Here is an 18,733-nt window from a genome sequence, read left to right on the forward strand (position 1 = left end):
ATATTTTAAAAAGTTTTGTCGGTTTCCGGAGCGATTTTATTTTTTTTAGAATAAACCATAATAACTAAACCTGCTATCATAAATGGAATGGAAAGAATTTGTCCGGTATTTAATCCTCCGAATGATATCACTTCATGACCTTGAGGTTCTTTTAAGAATTCTACAAAGAATCTGATTGCCCAAAGAACGAAAAAGAACAAACCAAATAACCATCCCTGTTGATATTTTTTGTCTGTTTTTCTATATAAAACCCAGAGAATAACGAATAAAGTTACGTAACCTGCAGCTTCAAACAATTGAGTAGGATAACGCGGAACTGTTACTCCATATTCACCACTTTGCTGTGGAAATAAAAGTGCAAATGGTGATGTAGGATCAACCGGTTTTCCGATGATTTCAGAATTAAAAAAGTTACCCATTCTTACAAATGCTCCGCCGATTGCTACTACAATTCCTAATCTGTCAAATACCCAAAGCGGATGTTTTTTCACAATTTTGTATGAATAATAGAGTGTTGTAACAATTACCGCAAGGGTAGCTCCGTGACTTGCCAATCCGGCAAATCCTGTGAATTTGATTCCGTTTTTGGTGCTTATCGGTAAAAAGACACTCCAGAAATCTTCTTTGAATAATTCTGGCTGATAAAAAATAACGTGACCCAATCTTGCTCCAAGTATCGTCCCAATTAAAGTCCATGTAAAGAAAGGCTCAACATATTTTGTATCTACACCGTCTATCGTATACATTTTGGTCATCAGAAAATAACCGATTCCGAAAGCGAAAATAAACATCAAACTGTAATAATGCAGAGTTATCGGTCCCAAATGAATTCCTGTAGAAGGATCCCAAATTTTAAAAGGAGTTTCAAGCTGAACGGTGTCAGATGATTGAATCGGGTTCGAAGATTTTACAGCATATTTTAAGGTTTCAATATTATCTTCAGTTATCTTAATATTTTCAACTAATTTAAAATCTTTGTCAAAAAACTGATAATTTGTGTCTTTAAACTTATTTAATATATTTAAGCTGTACTCGAAATGTGAGGTTTCCAAATTCGACTTATTGAGGATCACTAATGTGTTATTCGTCGTTTTAAGATTTGCAAAACTGTTCAGATTTCCTACTTCAGAATTAGTGTATATTTTGACAGGAATTTTTGTCGAATTTATCTTTAAAATTCCGTCTGATAAACTGTCTTGATTATCTTGCGAAAAAAAACTCTGAGCCATTAAGGCAAAGGCAAAAAGGTAAATTCTGAAGAAAAAAGTACTCATTTTTAATGTATTTATAAGTCGTTTAATAAAAAATATTTATTTTTTTGGAGGAACAGGATCATAGCCGCTTCCGCCCCAGGGATGACACTTAGCAATTCTTTTTATACCAAGCCACAAACCTTTAAAAATACCGTGTGTCTGCAGAGATTCTACCATATAATGCGAACAAGTTGGCTCATATCGACAGTTTTTTGGAAGTAAAGGTGAGATAAACCATTGGTAAAATCTGACCAAAATTACCAAAGGCGAAGTAATGATTTTATTGAATGTAAGTTTCAAAACAATGCAAAAATAGGCTAAAAAATTGAAAATTAGTTTAAATTTGTTAGAAGTTTCAGAGTCTTAAATAGGTGTTTGTTGATTAGATTAATGTGTTTGTCAAATTTAATTTTATTAACTGAAATACATTCTGTTTATTGAGAACCTGAACATTTTTTAAAATTAATTTTATTTAAATCAAATCATAAAACTTTGAGCCAAAATACTCCATTAGCCGAAAGATTAAGACCTAAAGCCTTAGACGAAGTCCTGGGACAGGAACATCTTACGGGTGAAAAAGGGACAATACGGAAAATGCTGGAGAATGACACCCTGAATTCTCTCATTTTGTGGGACCATCCGGGAACAGGTAAAACAACGCTGGCTGAAATAATTTCTGAAAAATCAGGAAGAAAATTTTATAAGCTTTCGGCTGTTTCATCGGGTGTAAAAGATGTGAGGGATGTGATTGAAGAAGCCAAAAAGCAAAATCTTTTTTCCGGAAAATCTCCGATTCTTTTTATCGATGAGATTCACCGTTTCAATAAATCTCAGCAAGATTCATTGCTTCATGCGGTAGAAAAAGGATGGATTGTCTTGATTGGTGCAACCACAGAAAATCCGAGTTTTGAAGTGGTTTCGGCATTGCTTTCAAGAAGTCAGGTTTATATTTTAAAAGCTTTAACGCACGAAAAGCTAGAAGAACTGATAGATATTGCTCTTGAAAGATTTAATAAAGACGAAAAAACTGATTTCAAAATTAAAGAAAAGCAGGCATTTATTCAGTATTCTGGTGGTGACGGAAGAAAACTGATCAATTCTGTTGAGTTGGTGCTGAGTCAGTTTATCAATTCTGATACCAAAGAAATTTCTGATGACGATGTGATGGAAGTTCTTCAGGAAACAATGGCACTCTATGATAAGAACGGGGAACAACATTATGATATTATTTCGGCATTCATTAAATCTATGCGTGGAGGAGACCCGAATGGAGCAGTCTATTGGTTGGCGAGAATGATTGCAGGTGGCGAAGATATTAAATTTATTGCCCGCAGAATGCTTATTTTGGCCTCAGAAGATATTGGTTTGGCAAACCCTAATGCATTGGTCATTGCGAATAACTGTTTTCAGGCGATCAATGTGATCGGAAATCCCGAAGCACGGATTTTATTGAGTGAAACTGCTATTTATTTGGCAGTTTCTCCGAAAAGCAATTCTGCTTATGCAGCGATTAATGATGCTTTGGCTTTTGTGAAAAAAACCGGAAATCTGCCTGTACCATTACATCTAAGAAACGCACCTACGAAATTGATGAAGGATCTCGATTATGGTAAAGAATATAAATATGCTCACTCTTATGAAGGTAATTTTGTAAGTCAGGATTTTTTGCCGGAAGAAATAAAAGATGTGAAATTTTATGAGCCCGGAAGTAATGCCACCGAGAAAAAAATATCTGAAGAGCTTAAAAAGAAATGGCAAAATAAATACTAAAAAAAAACGGATACTCAATCTGAATATCCGTTTTGACAATATTATTTTAAAATATTTATTTCTTTACTGTTGTAATTACCAAAGATTTTCTACCATCTACAGTATCTACTTTTATATCTGCAATCATATCTGCATATATGTTGGTTTCTGTGTTTTTGAATTCATATCCTTCAATGAATACAGGTGTATCTTTTGGAAGTCCGCTCTGAGTATTAAAATTAGCTAAAGACATGATATCCAAAGTTCCAAAATCTTTTTTAAATTTTACTTCAGCCAAACCGTTTTCAGCTAAATAATCATATTTTTTCAGACTCTGAGGAAGATTTGCTTTAGGCTTAAAGACATTTACACTTTGAACAGCTTCTTTTTTTCCTTCAAACATTGCTACAGTACCAACCGCATCGTTACAGATTGCAAATTTTACAGTAGGATTTTTTTGAGCAAATAAAGTTGCTGAAGCAAAGATTAATAAAGAGTATAGGATTTTTTTCATAAAGGTAAATTTTATTTTTAAGTTATATAAAAACGCTAACTTTTAAAATGATTTTATTCAAGCTTATTGATCGGCGATTTATTTTTAAACTGAAGTATTAAAAACGTGTTAAATATACTTATTTTTTACAAATTGTCAATAGAAAATTTTAAATAATTTAAAAAACAGTAACAGATAATAGGTTTTAGTGGTATTTCTATTGATTTTTATGAGGAGCTTCATCTCCTTTATCCACTAAGTTTTTTAGTATATTTTTAAACCTCTGAAACATGAAAGAACTTAGGAGTAAAATAATTCCAAGAATGATAAATGCGATTATTCTTGAGACATTATCCATTTGCCAGACATCGTAAAAGTATAGTTTTAAAATCATGATTCCGAGTAAGCTAAAGCCTATTTTATTGAACTCCGGAATTTCTTTTTTCAATCCGAAATAAATAAACGAACACGCCAAAACAGCCCATATTATGGGTAAATATAATATGCTGAAATGATTCTCAAGGAGATACATTTCATCTGATCGATCTGTATTCATCAATAAATAAGTACGGAATAATTCCAGACTGAAAGCCAAAACAATAATGAAAGAAACCAACCAATATGAGAAGCGATTTTTTATAAAATCTGATTTTGGAATTATTTTTAAGATGAGATAAACCAATGGAAAAATATACAGCAAATGAACAAAGAAAAACTCCGAATTTATTTTCTTAGTGATAATTTCTGATGCAACCTGCGATGTAGAAATATGTATCAAAAGAAGCAATAGAAAAAGATAGATCATCCCTTTCCTGAAATCTTTGCCAATGCTGATTTTCTTACCAAAAAGAATGAGTATAAATAAATAAAACAATGTAAATAAGAAACTGATGGTTATGACGAAAACCAAGCTTGCATCTGAAATATGGTAAATGATTTCAAATAACACTGAAAAATAGATCACTGAGATACATAATATTTTAAAAACACTTTCATAAAACTCAGGTCCGGAATTTTCTTCTTCAGAATTTTTTTTCAATAAAAATAAATTCATAAAACAACTTCCAATGACAACCAGACTTGTAATAAAAACAGGATTGAATATAACATTCAAAGAATCTGAATCAAAATATCTTGCCCAGGTTATCATTTGAGATAAAATTACCAACGGAAACAGGACATAGAAGAAAACTTTGAATATCTTATGGTTTGTTTTTTTCCAAATGTAGAGAAGCAGACTTGCTTCGATTGCCCAAACACTGGTGATAAGATGGGTTTTAAGCTCAAGCGCAAAAGCTAAAGTGATCAAACTAATGGTGATGCTTATGAAAACCGAATAATTAGTGCTGAAATTTTTCTTTTGATATTCTCTGTACCATCCGACAGAATTAATAAACGCAAAAGCAATAGGAAATACTGATGCAGGAAACATCTGCATCTCATTAAAAATATAAACCAAACCTGCAACTCCTGAAAAGTTGGTCAAAATAAGCATCAGAATATCAAGTGATTCTAAAGTATTTTTTTTGATGTAATTCTGAAGTGCAAATGCATAAAACAAAAGATAAGTAACCATGTAAAAAGGAATACTTGCCAATGCAGGCTGTTCCATAGTCCATGAGAAAAGATAGATTGAGGTAAAAATAAAAGAGATCCAGCCAATACTTTTCCAGTGTTTAAGATAAGCGATAATTAACATTCCGATATTCAAAACAGAAAGATAGGTAAACAGAAAAACATAATTGCTTTGTCCGGTACTGATCATCAACGGTGCTAAAAATCCACCAAACAGAGAGAAGATGAGTAGAATCTCACTTTTATAATAGTAAGAAAGAGCAATGGACAGAATGGTTATCAGACAAGTAATCAGAAATGCTGTGCTTTGTGAAAAAATCTCATATTCACGAAACGCAATGGTGGTTGTAAAATAGAGTACAGCTACACCGCCGCCTGTAATTATTGATGAGAAAACCGTATAGTTTTTTCTTAAAAAATGTCCTATTCCTATGATTAATACACCAGTGACGAATCCGATTCCTGCCCGTGAAGTTACTCCGATCCAGTTTTTGTCGATGGCATATTTTACAAAATATCCGATTCCTAAAACCAATGTAAAAATCCCGATTATGGTTAAAGCATTTTGTTTCAAAAAATCAAAAACGGGAGCAAGCCAGTCTTTTTGAGGTTCTGATTCTTTAAAATCGGTTACAACTTTATTTGGATCTTGAATCTGATTAGCAAAACGAACAGGTTCTGTAAGAATTCCTTCATTCTTCACTTCTTCACTTGAAGAAATTTCTTTCTTAGATAAATCTGCAATTTTTTGTTCTAAAATCTCGATGCGTTTATTCAGTTGATGATATACAAGTATCAGAAGCACTATCAATATTACGACTATAGCAAAAACAGAACTCATAGATTAGATTTGTCACCAAATATAAGAATTTGAGGAATAGGGTTTCATAAAAATCATTGTGTGAATTTTTCGAAATAAACTTTTAATTTTAATCTTCTTTCCAGTTTTCTTCGATAAGTTTCATTAAAAAGTCAGGACATTTGATGACTTTATTTGTTTCAGCATTTAAAAAGAATAGGGTAGTGCGGGCTTCTGTGATTTTTATTTTTTCTTCGTTATAAATTTCGTATTCAAATTCTATTCTTACGCCGGGAATTTTTTTTATATATGTATGAATTTCTAATTTTTGATCGTATAAAGCTGGTTTTAAATACTTAATATTGTAATCAGAAACCGGAAGCCAGATTCCAAGCTTTTCTATCTCGTCATATGATATTCCTATGCTCCTGAAAAGTTCGACTCTTCCCAATTCAAAATATGCAGCATAGTTGCCATAATATACGTACTTCATAGGGTCTGTTTCTGCGTAACGTACTCGTATAGTGTGGGTTGTGTGTATCATGTTAAGTTATAATTTAAACATACAAATATATTTTTTAATAATCAATACCTGCAATATTTTTTTTTAAAATTAAAAAATGACACCTTTGTCTTCCGAATAAAAACTACTAATCTCAGAATTAATCAGCATAAAAATGGACGAAAATTTAATGATGATCTGGCAGAAATGCCTTCAGTTTATGCGAGATAACCTTAATGCTGCTGAAGACAATTCTGACCTTAAAAAACTCGAAAAATCTTTCGACTTACTGTTTGATAAAGTACAGCCAATTTCATTGGTTGATAATAATCTTACGCTGATGGTACCGAGTGATTTTTACAAAGAATATATTGAAGATAACTATCTTTCACTACTTTCTGCTGCCCTGAAGAAAAACATCGGTAAAGGTGTTAAACTTTGGTATTCTGTAATGGAAAATAAACCAAGCGGTTTAGAAAAACCTGTTACCATGAATATGAAAGGCAAAACGGTTCCTACCCCAAAAATGCAGGAAACAATGCCACAAGGTTTCTCTTCAAACATCGTTAATCCGTTTGTAGTTCCAGGAATTAAAAAAGTAAATATTGACTCTAACCTGAAAGCTGATTTTTCATTTGATAATTATGTAGAAGGAGAAAGTAATAAATTCGCTTCAACGGTTGCGAGATCAATTGCAAAAAGACCGGGATCTACAGCATTCAACCCATTGTTTTTGTATGGAGGTTATGGTGTGGGAAAAACCCATTTAGGACAAGCTGTTGGTCTGGAAGTGAAAAGCCAGTTTCCTGACAAAGTAGTTCTTTATCTTTCTTCAGAAAAATTTATCCAGCAGTTTATTTCTGCTGCGAAAGCTCATAAACAGACAGAATTTGCCAACTTTTACCAAATGGTAGATGTTTTGATAATCGATGATATTCAGTTTTTATCCGGTAAATCGGCGACTCAGGATAGCTTCTTCCATATTTTTGATTATTTACATCAAAACGGTAAACAGATTATCCTGACTTCAGATAAAGCACCTGTAGATATTATGGATATTCAGGACAGAATCGTTTCCCGTTTCAAATGGGGACTTTCTGCAGAGATCAAATCTCCGGATTTGGATACCCGTAAAAGAATCATCGTTGATAAATTAAGCAGAGACGGTATTGTTTTAACAGACGATATGTTAGATTTTTTAGCGGCAGAAGCTAAAACCAACGTTAGAGAACTGATCGGAGTTATCAACTCAGTAATTGCTTATTCTACGATTTATAAGTCTGATCTGAGTCTTGAATTATTAAAAGAAACCATTAATAAAATTGCTGCCAATCAGAAAAAAGTCATCAACATTCCTTACATTCAGGAAGTGGTTTGTGAATATTTCGGCATCAAAAGAGAGCAGCTTTTATCTAAAACAAGAAAACGAGAAATCGCCTTACCAAGACAGTTAGCGATGTATTTTGCTAAAGAGTTTACCAACGCAACGTTTACCAAAATTGGTGAAGAAATGGGTGGTAAAGATCACTCAACGGTAATGTATGCTTGCGATACGATAAAAGACGTTTCTAAAATAGATAAAGAAGTTAAGAAATACGTAAAAGAACTGACAGAGAAGATCAAGCATTGATCTTAATCAAAATATAACTGAAAAATGGAGAATAGTTTTGTTCTCCATTTTTTATTTAATTTTGTCAGTCTAAAATTATTTAATACTAAATTTTTATTTCAATGAAGATACTGATGGTTTGTTTGGGTAATATTTGCAGAAGTCCGCTTGCTGAAGGAATAATGAAATCAAAACTTCCCGAAAATTTCTTTGTTGATTCTGCCGGAACTATCGATATGCATCAAGGTGGAACTCCCGATAAAAGATCCATTAAGATAGCAGAAAAGTACGGCATCGATATTTCTGACCAGTGTTCAAGACCAATTACCGTTCAGGATCTGGATGATTTTGATAAAATATTCTGTATGGATAAGAGTAATCTTAAGGATGTAATCTCACTTGCCCAAAATGATGCGCAGAAAAGAAAAATTTCTCTTTTGATGGAAGCGGCAGATCTGAAATATCTTCCGCAAGAAGTTCCGGATCCATATTGGAGTGAATTAGACGGATTTGAAAAAGTCTATCATCAGCTTGATGAAGCGTGTGAAGAAATCGCTAAAAAACTTCTGGTCTTAAAAATTCAAAACTCATAATTTTTTAACTCTTAAATTACTAAAATGCTTTTCCTTCTTCCGGCTTACCTTTCAGAAAATACTCCCATCACTCATTTTTCTCCCGTGATTACAGAATACATTATGCAAACTGATTTTTTCTTTGTTGAAAATGAAAAGACCGCGAGAAAGGTTATTAAATTTTTTGCACCCGAAAAAAAGCAGTCAGATCTGAAGCTATTCCTTTTAGATAAATACACAGAAAATTCAGATATAAAAGAGGCGCAAGACAGAATGCTGAATGGTCAGGATTTCGGATTATTATCAGAAGCCGGACTTCCGTGTATCGCTGATCCCGGTAATCTTATTGTAAAATGGTGTCATGAAAAAAAGATAAGAATTATTCCCATTTCAGGACCTTCTTCAATTATTTTAGCACTGATTTCAAGCGGATTCAACGGTCAGGAATTTACATTCAACGGTTATCTTCCTATCGAAAAAGGAGAAAAGAAAAAAAGAATTCAACATCTGGAAAGTGAACTTCAAAAAACTGGTTTTACCCAAATTTTTATGGAAACTCCGTATAGAAACAATGCGCTTTTCGAGGATTTGTGTAAATTTCTTTCGCCAAGTACAAAACTATGCATTGCTGCCAACATTAACGATTCTGAGCATGAATTTATAAAAACGTTAAGCATCAAAGACTGGCAGAAACAGAAACCCGAGCTTCATAAAGTTCCGGCGGTTTTTGTGATAGGTAAATAACCGAAATCTAAAAACTGACATAAGCAATCAATTTTCCTTAACGGATTCTTGAACAGACAGATTAATTGTTATTTAATAATTTAACACCCATTAACACATCGTTTGCATCATTATTGAGAGTATACGAAGTAACATTAAATAATAAATTATGTCTGATAAAAAATTAGCAGGTCTTTGGATCGATTCTCACAAAGCAGTGGTCGTAAAAAATCATGATGCTCAAAATGCATTTAAATTTTTTCTTTGCAGTCCGGTAAAAGCGACGATCCAACACGGCAACTCAAGTGAAAATGCAGGAAACAATGCTGAGCAAACCAATAAAATCAAGTTTTTTAAGGAAGTTGAGCATCTTCTTACAAATTCTCAGGAAGTTTTGATTACAGGTCCGGGAAATATTCAGGAAGAATTAAAACATTATCTTCATGATACTGCTCAATTTAAAGATTTAAAGATTACTTTAGAAACATCACAGCAAATGTCTGACGAGCAGGTTTTAGAAACTGTAAAGTCGCATTTTAACGCTTAGAATTTTTAATTCAATAAAAAAGAATCCGAGTATCAATTGATACCCGGATCTTTTTATTTACAATATTTTTTAACAAGATTCATCACAAAATGATGTTCCGGAATTTTCTGAAAAGGATAATTCTTTTTATAGATTTCTGGTTTAGAATCTTCCCAGTTAATTCTTACAATTTCATCAGACATCATACGATTGCTGCATTTAACTTCAATATAATATTCCGTTGAGATTTTTTTTGACGTTTTTTTTTGTTCTATATGCTCAATTTTTAGCCAGGTAAAAAAACCATTAGCTTTTTTTTTATCAAAATTATAGTACCATTTTTCACCTGTTTTATCAGATGCTAAATATTTATAATTAGTTTGTGCATTGGTAATTGCAAAAGAAAGTAAAAATATTAAACCTAAAAATTTCATTTGTGTAGTAATTTTTGCTGCTAATGTACAAATTATTCCGAATAAATGATACTGTAAAAGATATTTGTTATTCAAATTTTTAGTTCAGCTTAAAAAAATACTGAAAGTTTCCAGGTTTCTGAGCTTTCTTTGTAAGCTAAGTATTGCCATTATCCTAATAATTAATATTTTTATATAATGAAAACAAGTCTATTGGTATTTATCTTCTCTACATTTTTAATTTCTGCCCAGGAAATTCCGAAACTGACGGATGAGATGGCGATCAAACTATCAGAAAAACCACTGCACTGCATTAATCAGGAATATCCTAATAAAACTGCACATATTATTAATACTGCGAATGAAGTTACATTAAGCCCGAAAGATCTGCATCCCAGCTTTTATGGTTGTTTTGATTGGCATAGCTCAGTACATGGACATTGGATGTTGGTTCGTCTGCTAAAAACAAAACCAGATTTGTCGGTTGCAAAAGACATCGAAAATATTTTAGACAATTCATTCAAAAAGAAAATCTGCAAGTGGAGGCAGATTATTTTACGAAATATCAATTGACGACCACTTTTGAGCGAACTTACGGTTGGGCCTGGTTACTGAAATTAGATGAAGAACTGATGACCTGGAATCATCCGAAAGCAAAAATATGGCATCAGAATTTAAAACCTTTGACCGATAAAATTATTGCTTCATGGAAAACCTATTTGCCTAAACAAACCTATCCGAATCGAACCGGTGTACATCCAAATACAGCATTTGCCATGGTTTTTGCATTGGATTGGGCAAGGGCGAAAGGTGATCAGGATTTTGAAAAACAACTTATTGAAAAGTCAAAATATTTTTATTTAAACAATACGAAAACACCTGCCTATCTTGAGCCGGACGGTTCAGATTTTTTTTCTCCAAGTCTGGAAATTGCAGATTTAATGCGAAGAGTACTTCCTCAAAAAGAATTTGTAAAATGGTTTGATAATTTCTACGAAAAACGAAGCTTAGAAAATATCGAAAAAATCCCGGTGGTGAGTGATTTAAACGATTACCAAACCGTTCATTTAGTGGGCTTATCTTTTTCAAAAGCTTGGTGTATGAAAGGGATTGCAAAATCATTACCTGAGAATCATCCTTTAAAAAAATCATTTCAAAAGACTGCGGATAAATTTTTATTGAATGGTTTGCCGTTGTTGTTTCAAGGGAATTATGGTGGAGATCATTGGCTGGCAAGTTTTGCCGTGCATGCATTGGAAGAATAGCTTAAAAAAGCCTAACAGATTTAAAACTGTTAGGCTATATCATATATAATCAAATTTTAATTTCTCAAAAACTGTCCGATTCCCGCAGAATCGAAAGTATAGGCATTAGCATTTTCAGATTTATCTAATTTTTTGCTAATTGTTAATGCCCAAAGAACCAATTCTTTGCAGAAGTTTTGGTCTTCCATACTTAATAATTCTGAAGCGTTTTCTTCTACAAGATCTACCAAAGGGGTAATGCTGTTGAGTTTGCTGTAAAATTCTTCATCAGAATCTGTGTAATTAAGTTCAAGGTGATTTTTATTAAACCACTTAATCAGATCAGTATAAGGTGTTTTAATACCTTCTTTTTCTAATTTTGAAATTCTTGGAAATATGCTTTCAAACTGCACCATCACCGCTTTGTCGATTAATATTCTTGCAACATAATCTGCACCTTCCTGTTCGCCTTCATACACTAACTCGATTTTTCCTGTAATTGATGGAATGATCGACATAAAATCCAGCAAACGAACAGTTGTTTTAGAGGTATCAGATTCTATTAAACGCAATTTTGCTGCTGCAACTAAATTCTCCATTGCACTGATCGTCAATCTTGCACTTACGCCACTTTTTGCATCTACATATTCACTCTCTCGGGCTGCAAAAGCCACTTCTTCCAAAAGATCTTTTGCTAAATTCGGAATCTGAATTTGAGATTGATCTTCACTTGAAATTGCCGCTTCCTGTTCTGTAATTTGTCTTGCAAGCGCAATGGTTTTCGGATAATGTGTGAAAATCTGCGATCCGATTCTGTCTTTCAATGGTGTTACGATGCTTCCACGATTGGTGTAATCTTCCGGATTTGCTGTGAACACAAACTGAATATCCAAAGGCATTCTCAACTGAAATCCACGAATCTGAATATCGCCTTCCTGCAAAATATTAAATAAAGAAACCTGAATTCTCGCCTGCAAATCGGGAAGTTCATTCAATACAAATATCGAACGGTTGGCTCTCGGAATCATGCCGTAATGCAAAACTCTTTCGTCAGAATAGGGAAGTTTTAAAGTGGCAGCTTTAATCGGGTCAATGTCACCAATTAAATCCGCAACATTTACATCGGGAGTCGCCAGTTTTTCAAAAAAACGATTGGAACGGTGAACCCAGGAAATCGGAGTTTCGTCGCCCAGTTCTGCAATCAGATCTCTGGCAAATTTTGAAATTGGCTGAAACGGACTGTCATTAATTTCAGAACCTTTTACAATCGGCATATATTCATCCAAAAGATTCACCATGCTTCTTGCAATTCTTGTTTTTGCCTGTCCGCGTAAACCTAATAAATTGATGTGATGACCTGCCAAAATCGCTTTTTTCAATTGTGGAACCACAGAATCTTCATACCCCCAAAGTCCTTCAAATACAGGCTCTTTAGCTTTAATTTTTGCAATCAAATTTGCCTGAATTTCCTGACTGATCGTCTTATCGGTATATCCTGATTGTTTTAATTCTTTAAATGTAGTATCGTTTTTCATTTATTTTAATGATGTTATTATTGTGTTAAATGTGTGCGTTTTTTGCTGAAAATTATTTTAACGCAAAGTCCGCAAAGATTTTTTTACAACTAAATGTATTATTTTTCGTTCGCAAAGGCGTTTCACTCAGCAATTTCTGAAATATTTAATTTTAATCATAGTGAACTATTATATTTATTAGCCTTATTAGATGACTTAGGAAATGTAGGCGTTTAGAAATTTTAAAAAATTTCCGTTAAAAATTTCCAGTGTTTGAGTGGCGGCAAATATTTTAAAATCTATAAACAACATATCTTTCCGCCCGAGTTTGGAAATTTTAGGAAATTATTTAAAATTTTAGCCGGAGTTTCCAGTCTTGAATTTTTGGTTCTTTTGTTTTAAGACAAAAGAACATAATCAAATCCTCTTAATTCTATTTTTTTCGTAATCCTCAAAAATCATTTGTCCTAAACCTGAAAGTCCTGTGAGAAAAGCTTTTCCTTTATTTTGTGCAGTAAAAGCATTTACAAATTGTCGGAGATAAGGATCCTGCGCAATCATAAAAGTGGTGATCGGGATTTTCAGCTTTCTTGCCTGAGCGGCCCTGTTGAGACACTGCCCAACAATCATTTCATCCAAACCGTTGCTGTTCATATAAAATTCTCCGTTGGGTAACTGAATACAACTCGGTTTTCCGTCGGTAATCATAAAGATCTGCTTGTTGGTATTTCTTTTTCTGCGAAGAATATCCATCGCCAATTCAAGTCCTGCAACCGTATTGGTGTGATACGGACCGACCTGTAAATAGGGAAGGTCTTTGATTTTAATTGGCCAGGCTTCGTTCCCGAAAACGATAATGTCAATGGAATCTTTGGGGTATTTTCGCTTGATGAGTTCCACCAAAGCCATAGCAACTTTTTTGGCAGGCGTAATACGATCTTCACCATACAGAATCATCGAATGACTGATATCGATCATCAAAACCGTGCTCATTTGTGCTTTGTGCTTAGTTTCTTCTACGATAAGGTCGTCTTCAGTCATTCGGAGGTCTGCAATTCCGTTGTTGATTTGGGCGTTTTTCAGGCTTTCAGTCATATTTACGGATGAAAGATCGTCTCCATATTGAAAGTTACGGTTTTCTCCATCACGCTCATCACCAACTCCGATTTTGTTGGTTCTGTGATTTCCGATGCCGCTTTTTTTCAGCTTTCCGAAAATTTGGTCTAATGCAAATTCGCGTAAAGCAGCTTCCAGTTTAGCAGTCAGAATGTTTTTACCTTTTCCTGTTCCGGTATTTCCATCTTCAGAATCGTCTTCTTTTTTGATGTAACCTCGTTTTCTGAGGTCTTCTTCAAAATCTTCAAGCGAGTATTCGTCGGTGAAAATATCATATTCTTTATCGAGCATATCGAGCCACTCAAAAGCTTCCTCAATATCGCCGGAAGTATGGGTCAGCAAGTCTTTGAAAACGTCAAAAACACGGTCAAAATGCGATATTTCTTCCGGAATGTGTTTGCTGAATGTAAAACCCTGTTGAAAATTTAATTGTTTATCTGTCATGAGATGAATCTCGTTTTTAGAGTAGACAAGTTAGGGAATTTTTCCACGAATGAGGAAGGTTAAAAATAGAAAATGTGGATGATGGTGATTTATAATTTAGAGTTTTTAAAAGGAGAATATACTTTTGTTTTAATATTGTAGATACTGTAAGCAACTAAAGCTTTGTTTCTTGTTCGTTTATCATTTGATATAAATGCTTCACAAAAACTTGCGAAATATGCTTGATTTGAATCCCACAAACGAGCGTAATTAGATTTCTCGTTGAACTTGTCTTTCCAATAACCAATCATATCTAATAATTCAAAAACACCACCAAACCTATTATGTAATCCAAATGATTTTCCATTAGGATGTAACTCTACTCCTTTTTCAATAATTTCTAAAAATGAAAAACCTTCTAATATATCTAATTTTTTGTTTATATGTTGTATGACATCAATTGGTTCATAATTATTAATTTCTATTAAATTAATTCCAATGTACTTTCTAAAGATTTCTTTTTGATTTTCACTTACAGTATTTATCATCGATTTCATAGAATCTCTCGCAAAAGGAATTTGATTAATTGTTTCATATACAACTTTAGGAGATTCTAACTGTTCATAAACTATGTTGCTTGGAAGTTCATGAAATAAATATTTATTTTTCGTTATTTCCTTAATTGTTTGAAATCTTTTTTTTAGACGATTCGTTAACTCTTCTTTATTGTCGGCAGTAATTTCATTAAGTTCATGGATGTGAGCAGCAGAATAATAAATATCAGTAATTTATTCTCCCAAATTTTGACTTAATTCACTAATGTCAACCTTTCCCTGTTCAATATCGATAATTACGTTATTGTCTAAATACACTTTCATATATTATATTTTATTTTCAAAGCTAAATAACTTTTTAATAATTACATATAAGAATTATGTAGTGATTTTTTTTCATAAACTCTTTTTAATATTGGTAATTAGACATTCAAATAATAAATTATACTTTCAAAACATTTATCTTTGCCCCAATACAATTTATCATGAAAGACTTAATGGGACACGCAATCTGGGATTATTTTAAAAATGAAAATCCTGAAGATCTGCAGACTGAAACTTCAATTTCCGAACTTGATGAGCTTCCAGTAGACTATCTTTTCAGGGACTTTGAAGAGATGAACAAGATTGAGCAAAAAGCTTTGAAATTATCTCAGGGAAAAGTTCTCGATATCGGAGCCGGAGCTGGTTCACACTCTCTTTATCTTCAGAATGAAAGAAATCTGGATGTTACTGCTTTAGATATTTCTTCAAAATCAATTGAAGTTTGTCAGTTGAGAGGAATTAAGAAAACGGTTGCTCAAAATATGCTTGAATTCTCAGGAGAAACTTTCGATACCATTCTTCTGTTGATGAACGGAACTGGGATTTTCCAAAGCCTGAATGTGATTGATATCTATCTTCAAAAACTCCATTCATTATTAAACAAAAACGGACAGATCCTGATTGACAGCACCGATATTTTGTATATGTTTGATCAGGACGAGGATGGCGGAGTTTTGATTCCGGCAAATGGATATTATGGAGAACTGGATTATATCGTTCACTACAAAGGTGAGTCTGAAGATCCGATCAAATGGCTGTATCTTGATTTTAACACCTTAAAAAATGCTGCAGAAAATAATGGTTTCAAAATTGAAATAGTTTTACGGGATGAAGATTCTTACTTGGCAAAATTGATTAAAATATAAATAGAGATGCTTCGACAGGCTCAGCATGACATATCTAATACTAACTGTCTTATTAGTGATTCATTTGTAGCGTTGTCATGCTGAGCTTGTCGAAGCATCTATAAACCAACAAAACCACATGAATTTAATGTGGTTTTGTTTATCTAAAATATTAAAATTTATCCTATTTCAATACCGTTTTCTACCGTTTCATCAGGCGTTACAAAAGATAATTTTCCGTCAGCTTTTGTTGTTAAAAGCAACATTCCCTGAGATTCTATTCCTCTGATTTTTCTGGGAGCAAGATTTAATAAAATCATCACCTGTTTTCCGATTACTTCTTCTGTGGTGAAGCTTTCTGCAATTCCGGAAACTACGGTTCTTACATCAACACCTGTATCGACAGTTAGTTTTAATAATTTATCTGCTTTTTCTACTTTTTCAGCTTCAAGAATGGTTGCAGTTCTCAGGTCGATTTTTGTAAAATCATCAAATTGTATCTCGTCTTTCATTGGTTTGGCGTTAGGATTTGTTTTTTTATTGCTTTGCTTTGTATTTTCTAATTTCTGAATCTGAAAATCAATCACATCGTCTTCAATTTTTGAGAAAAGAAGAGATGATTCGTTGATTGTATGCCCTGTTTCAATGAGAACATTTTTAGTTTCAACATCGCTCCAGCTTGTTTTTTGAACATTAAACATATTCAGTAATTTTTCTGAACTGAAGGGCATAAAAGGCTCACACAACTGTGCTAAACCAACTGCAATCTGAGCTCCGACAAATAACGATTGTGCCGCTTTTTCAGGATTGTCTTTGATCGTTTTCCAAGGTTCTTCTGCCTGAAGATACTGGTTTCCGAAACGTGCTAAATTCATCAATGCTGTCAAAGAATTTCTGAATTCGTAATTTTCTAAGAAAGCTGAAATTTCTTTTGCTGATTTATTGATTTCCTGTAATTCCGGAGCATTTACATCACCTTGAGGAACAACTCCATCATAGTATTTATGGATTAAGACAGCAACTCTGTTGATGAAGTTTCCAAAAATCCCAACCAATTCTGAATTGTTTTTGGTCTGGAAATCCTTCCAGGTAAAATTGTTGTCTTTCGTTTCAGGAGCGGAAGAAAGAAGTGCATAACGCAAAACATCCTGCTGCCCCGGAAATTCTTCTACATATTCGTGTGCCCAGACTGCCCAGTTTCTTGAAGTTGAAATTTTATCGTTCTCTAGATTTAAAAATTCAAAAGCAGGAACATTTTTAGGCATAATGTAATCTCCGTGAGCCTTCATCATCGCAGGGAAAATAATACAGTGGAATACGATATTATCTTTTCCGATAAAATGAACCAGGTCACTTTCTTCGCTTTGCCAGTAATCTTTCCAGTTTTTTCCGTTTTTCTCTGCCCATTCTTGAGTGAAAGAAATATATCCGATAGGCGCATCAAACCAAACGTAAAGCACTTTACCTTCAGCATTCGGCAGCGGAACAGGAACTCCCCAATTCAGATCTCTGGTCATTGCGCGGGGCTTTAAACCGTCTGTTAACCAAGATTTTACCTGACCGTAAACATTGGTTTTCCAGTCGTCTTTGTGTCCTTCAATGATCCATTCATTTAAGAAATCTTCGTAATCATTTAAAGGTAAATACCAGTTTTTGGTGTCTTTTAAAATAGGAACATTCCCGCTCAACATTGATTTTGGGTTGATCAGTTCTGAAGGTGAAAGGGTAGAACCACATCTCTCGCACTGATCTCCGTAAGCGTTTTCGTTTCCACAATTCGGACAAGTTCCCACGATGTAGCGGTCGGCAAGGAATTCGTTTGCCTGTTCGTCAAAATATTGTTCAGAAACCTCTTCCGTAAATTTGCCTTTTTCATAAAGCACTTTGAAGAAATCCTGACTGGTATCGTGGTGTTTTTTTGAAGTTGTTCTCGAATATTCATCAAAAGAAATCCCTAAATCCGAAAAAGATTTTTTAATGATTTCGTGGTATTTATCGACAATATCCTGTGGGGTTACTCCTTCTTTTTTAGCTCGTATAGTGATAGGAATTCCGTGCTCATCTGATCCGCAGATAAAAGCAACATCTTTTCCTGATCTTCTTTGAAATCTTGCATAAACATCTGCAGGAATATACACTCCCGCCAAATGCCCAATATGAACTGGTCCGTTTGCATATGGCAAAGCTGCCGTAATCATCTTTCTGTTTGACATTTATAGTATAGTTTTAGGTCTGCAAAGATAAAGATATTTTGTTTATACGTATTTTTATAATAACATTCTGACTTTACTTACACATTTTTAATATATTTAACAGGTAATTAGTTAAACGTTCGTTTAAATATTAATGTATGAGAAACCAATACTATGCTATGAATAATTTTATATAATTAACTGAATATTAATTTTTTAGTTAAAATAGTCGCTTTAATTTATAAAAAATTAACTTAATTTAATGTAAAATTAATATAATTATAATTTTTTTTTATATTGCAACACT

General features: G+C 33.4%; 16 protein-coding genes and 1 pseudogene. 7 read left to right on the forward strand and 10 right to left on the reverse strand.

Features of this window, described 5'->3' with window-relative positions; all coding sequences use genetic code 11:
- Window positions 1–5: 5 nt before the first annotated feature.
- Window positions 6–851 (reverse strand): prolipoprotein diacylglyceryl transferase, encoded by an 846-nt coding sequence (gene lgt, locus ACZZZA_RS11430; protein WP_463433766.1) that lies wholly within the window; start codon window positions 849–851, stop codon window positions 6–8.
- Window positions 852–1,310: 459 nt separating this feature from the next.
- Entirely contained in the window at window positions 1,311–1,553 is a 243-nt protein-coding gene (gene yidD / locus ACZZZA_RS11435) for a membrane protein insertion efficiency factor YidD (protein WP_463431853.1), read from the reverse strand.
- Window positions 1,554–1,745: 192 nt separating this feature from the next.
- Between yidD and ACZZZA_RS11440 the strand changes: the two genes are divergently transcribed.
- Window positions 1,746–3,023 (forward strand): replication-associated recombination protein A, encoded by a 1,278-nt coding sequence (locus tag ACZZZA_RS11440; protein ID WP_463431855.1) that lies wholly within the window; start codon window positions 1,746–1,748, stop codon window positions 3,021–3,023.
- A gap of 55 nt (window positions 3,024–3,078) precedes the next feature.
- On the opposite strand, the gene ACZZZA_RS11445 is transcribed toward ACZZZA_RS11440, so the two are convergent.
- From ACZZZA_RS11445 to ACZZZA_RS11455, 3 genes are all read right to left on the reverse strand, one after another.
- Complete coding sequence (locus ACZZZA_RS11445) at window positions 3,079–3,516, reverse strand: hypothetical protein (protein WP_463431857.1); 438 nt, start codon at window positions 3,514–3,516, stop codon at window positions 3,079–3,081.
- Between the two features lie 196 nt (window positions 3,517–3,712).
- Window positions 3,713–5,911 (reverse strand): DUF2339 domain-containing protein, encoded by a 2,199-nt coding sequence (locus tag ACZZZA_RS11450; protein ID WP_463431859.1) that lies wholly within the window; start codon window positions 5,909–5,911, stop codon window positions 3,713–3,715.
- An 88-nt stretch (window positions 5,912–5,999) separates the two neighbouring features.
- Window positions 6,000–6,413, reverse strand: a complete 414-nt coding sequence (locus ACZZZA_RS11455) for an acyl-CoA thioesterase (protein ID WP_463431861.1) — start codon at window positions 6,411–6,413, stop codon at window positions 6,000–6,002.
- Window positions 6,414–6,546: 133 nt separating this feature from the next.
- On the opposite strand from ACZZZA_RS11455, the gene dnaA reads away from it, so the two are divergent.
- The 4 genes from dnaA to ACZZZA_RS11475 all read left to right on the forward strand — a co-directional run bounded on the left by dnaA (window position 6,547) and on the right by ACZZZA_RS11475 (window position 9,822).
- Window positions 6,547–8,001: a chromosomal replication initiator protein DnaA gene (gene dnaA / locus ACZZZA_RS11460; RefSeq protein WP_463431863.1), complete on the forward strand. Its 1,455-nt coding sequence runs from the start codon at window positions 6,547–6,549 to the stop codon at window positions 7,999–8,001.
- 101 nt (window positions 8,002–8,102) lie between these two features.
- A complete protein-coding gene (locus ACZZZA_RS11465) occupies window positions 8,103–8,573 on the forward strand; it encodes a low molecular weight protein-tyrosine-phosphatase (RefSeq protein WP_463431865.1) in 471 nt (156 codons plus the stop codon).
- A gap of 24 nt (window positions 8,574–8,597) precedes the next feature.
- A complete protein-coding gene (locus ACZZZA_RS11470; protein WP_463431867.1) occupies window positions 8,598–9,296 on the forward strand; it encodes an SAM-dependent methyltransferase in 699 nt (232 codons plus the stop codon).
- A gap of 148 nt (window positions 9,297–9,444) precedes the next feature.
- Window positions 9,445–9,822 carry a hypothetical protein gene (locus tag ACZZZA_RS11475; RefSeq protein WP_463431869.1) on the forward strand — a complete coding sequence of 126 codons (378 nt, stop codon included), beginning with the start codon at window positions 9,445–9,447 and terminating at the stop codon, window positions 9,820–9,822.
- 53 nt (window positions 9,823–9,875) lie between these two features.
- On the opposite strand, the gene ACZZZA_RS11480 is transcribed toward ACZZZA_RS11475, so the two are convergent.
- Entirely contained in the window at window positions 9,876–10,235 is a 360-nt protein-coding gene (locus tag ACZZZA_RS11480; protein ID WP_463431871.1) for a hypothetical protein, read from the reverse strand.
- A gap of 255 nt (window positions 10,236–10,490) precedes the next feature.
- On the opposite strand from ACZZZA_RS11480, the pseudogene ACZZZA_RS11485 reads away from it, so the two are divergent.
- Window positions 10,491–11,479 (forward strand): annotated as a pseudogene (locus ACZZZA_RS11485) (DUF2891 domain-containing protein).
- 56 nt (window positions 11,480–11,535) lie between these two features.
- Here the strand turns inward: ACZZZA_RS11485 and ACZZZA_RS11490 are convergent.
- From ACZZZA_RS11490 to ACZZZA_RS11500, 3 genes are all read right to left on the reverse strand, one after another.
- Entirely contained in the window at window positions 11,536–12,993 is a 1,458-nt protein-coding gene (locus ACZZZA_RS11490) for a sigma 54-interacting transcriptional regulator (protein ID WP_463431873.1), read from the reverse strand.
- Window positions 12,994–13,389: 396 nt separating this feature from the next.
- Window positions 13,390–14,532, reverse strand: a complete 1,143-nt coding sequence (locus ACZZZA_RS11495; RefSeq protein ID WP_463431875.1) for a vWA domain-containing protein — start codon at window positions 14,530–14,532, stop codon at window positions 13,390–13,392.
- Window positions 14,533–14,621: 89 nt separating this feature from the next.
- Window positions 14,622–15,059, reverse strand: coding sequence for a hypothetical protein (locus ACZZZA_RS11500; RefSeq protein WP_463431877.1), 438 nt, complete (start codon window positions 15,057–15,059; stop codon window positions 14,622–14,624).
- 491 nt (window positions 15,060–15,550) lie between these two features.
- Here ACZZZA_RS11500 and ACZZZA_RS11505 point away from each other — a divergent pair, with 491 nt between their 5' ends.
- Window positions 15,551–16,255 (forward strand): class I SAM-dependent methyltransferase, encoded by a 705-nt coding sequence (locus ACZZZA_RS11505; RefSeq protein WP_463431879.1) that lies wholly within the window; start codon window positions 15,551–15,553, stop codon window positions 16,253–16,255.
- Between the two features lie 158 nt (window positions 16,256–16,413).
- On the opposite strand, the gene metG is transcribed toward ACZZZA_RS11505, so the two are convergent.
- Window positions 16,414–18,447, reverse strand: coding sequence for a methionine--tRNA ligase (gene metG / locus ACZZZA_RS11510; RefSeq protein ID WP_463431881.1), 2,034 nt, complete (start codon window positions 18,445–18,447; stop codon window positions 16,414–16,416).
- Window positions 18,448–18,733 lie beyond the last annotated feature (286 nt).

It is taken from the genome of Chryseobacterium sp. AC405b (genome assembly GCF_979258685.1).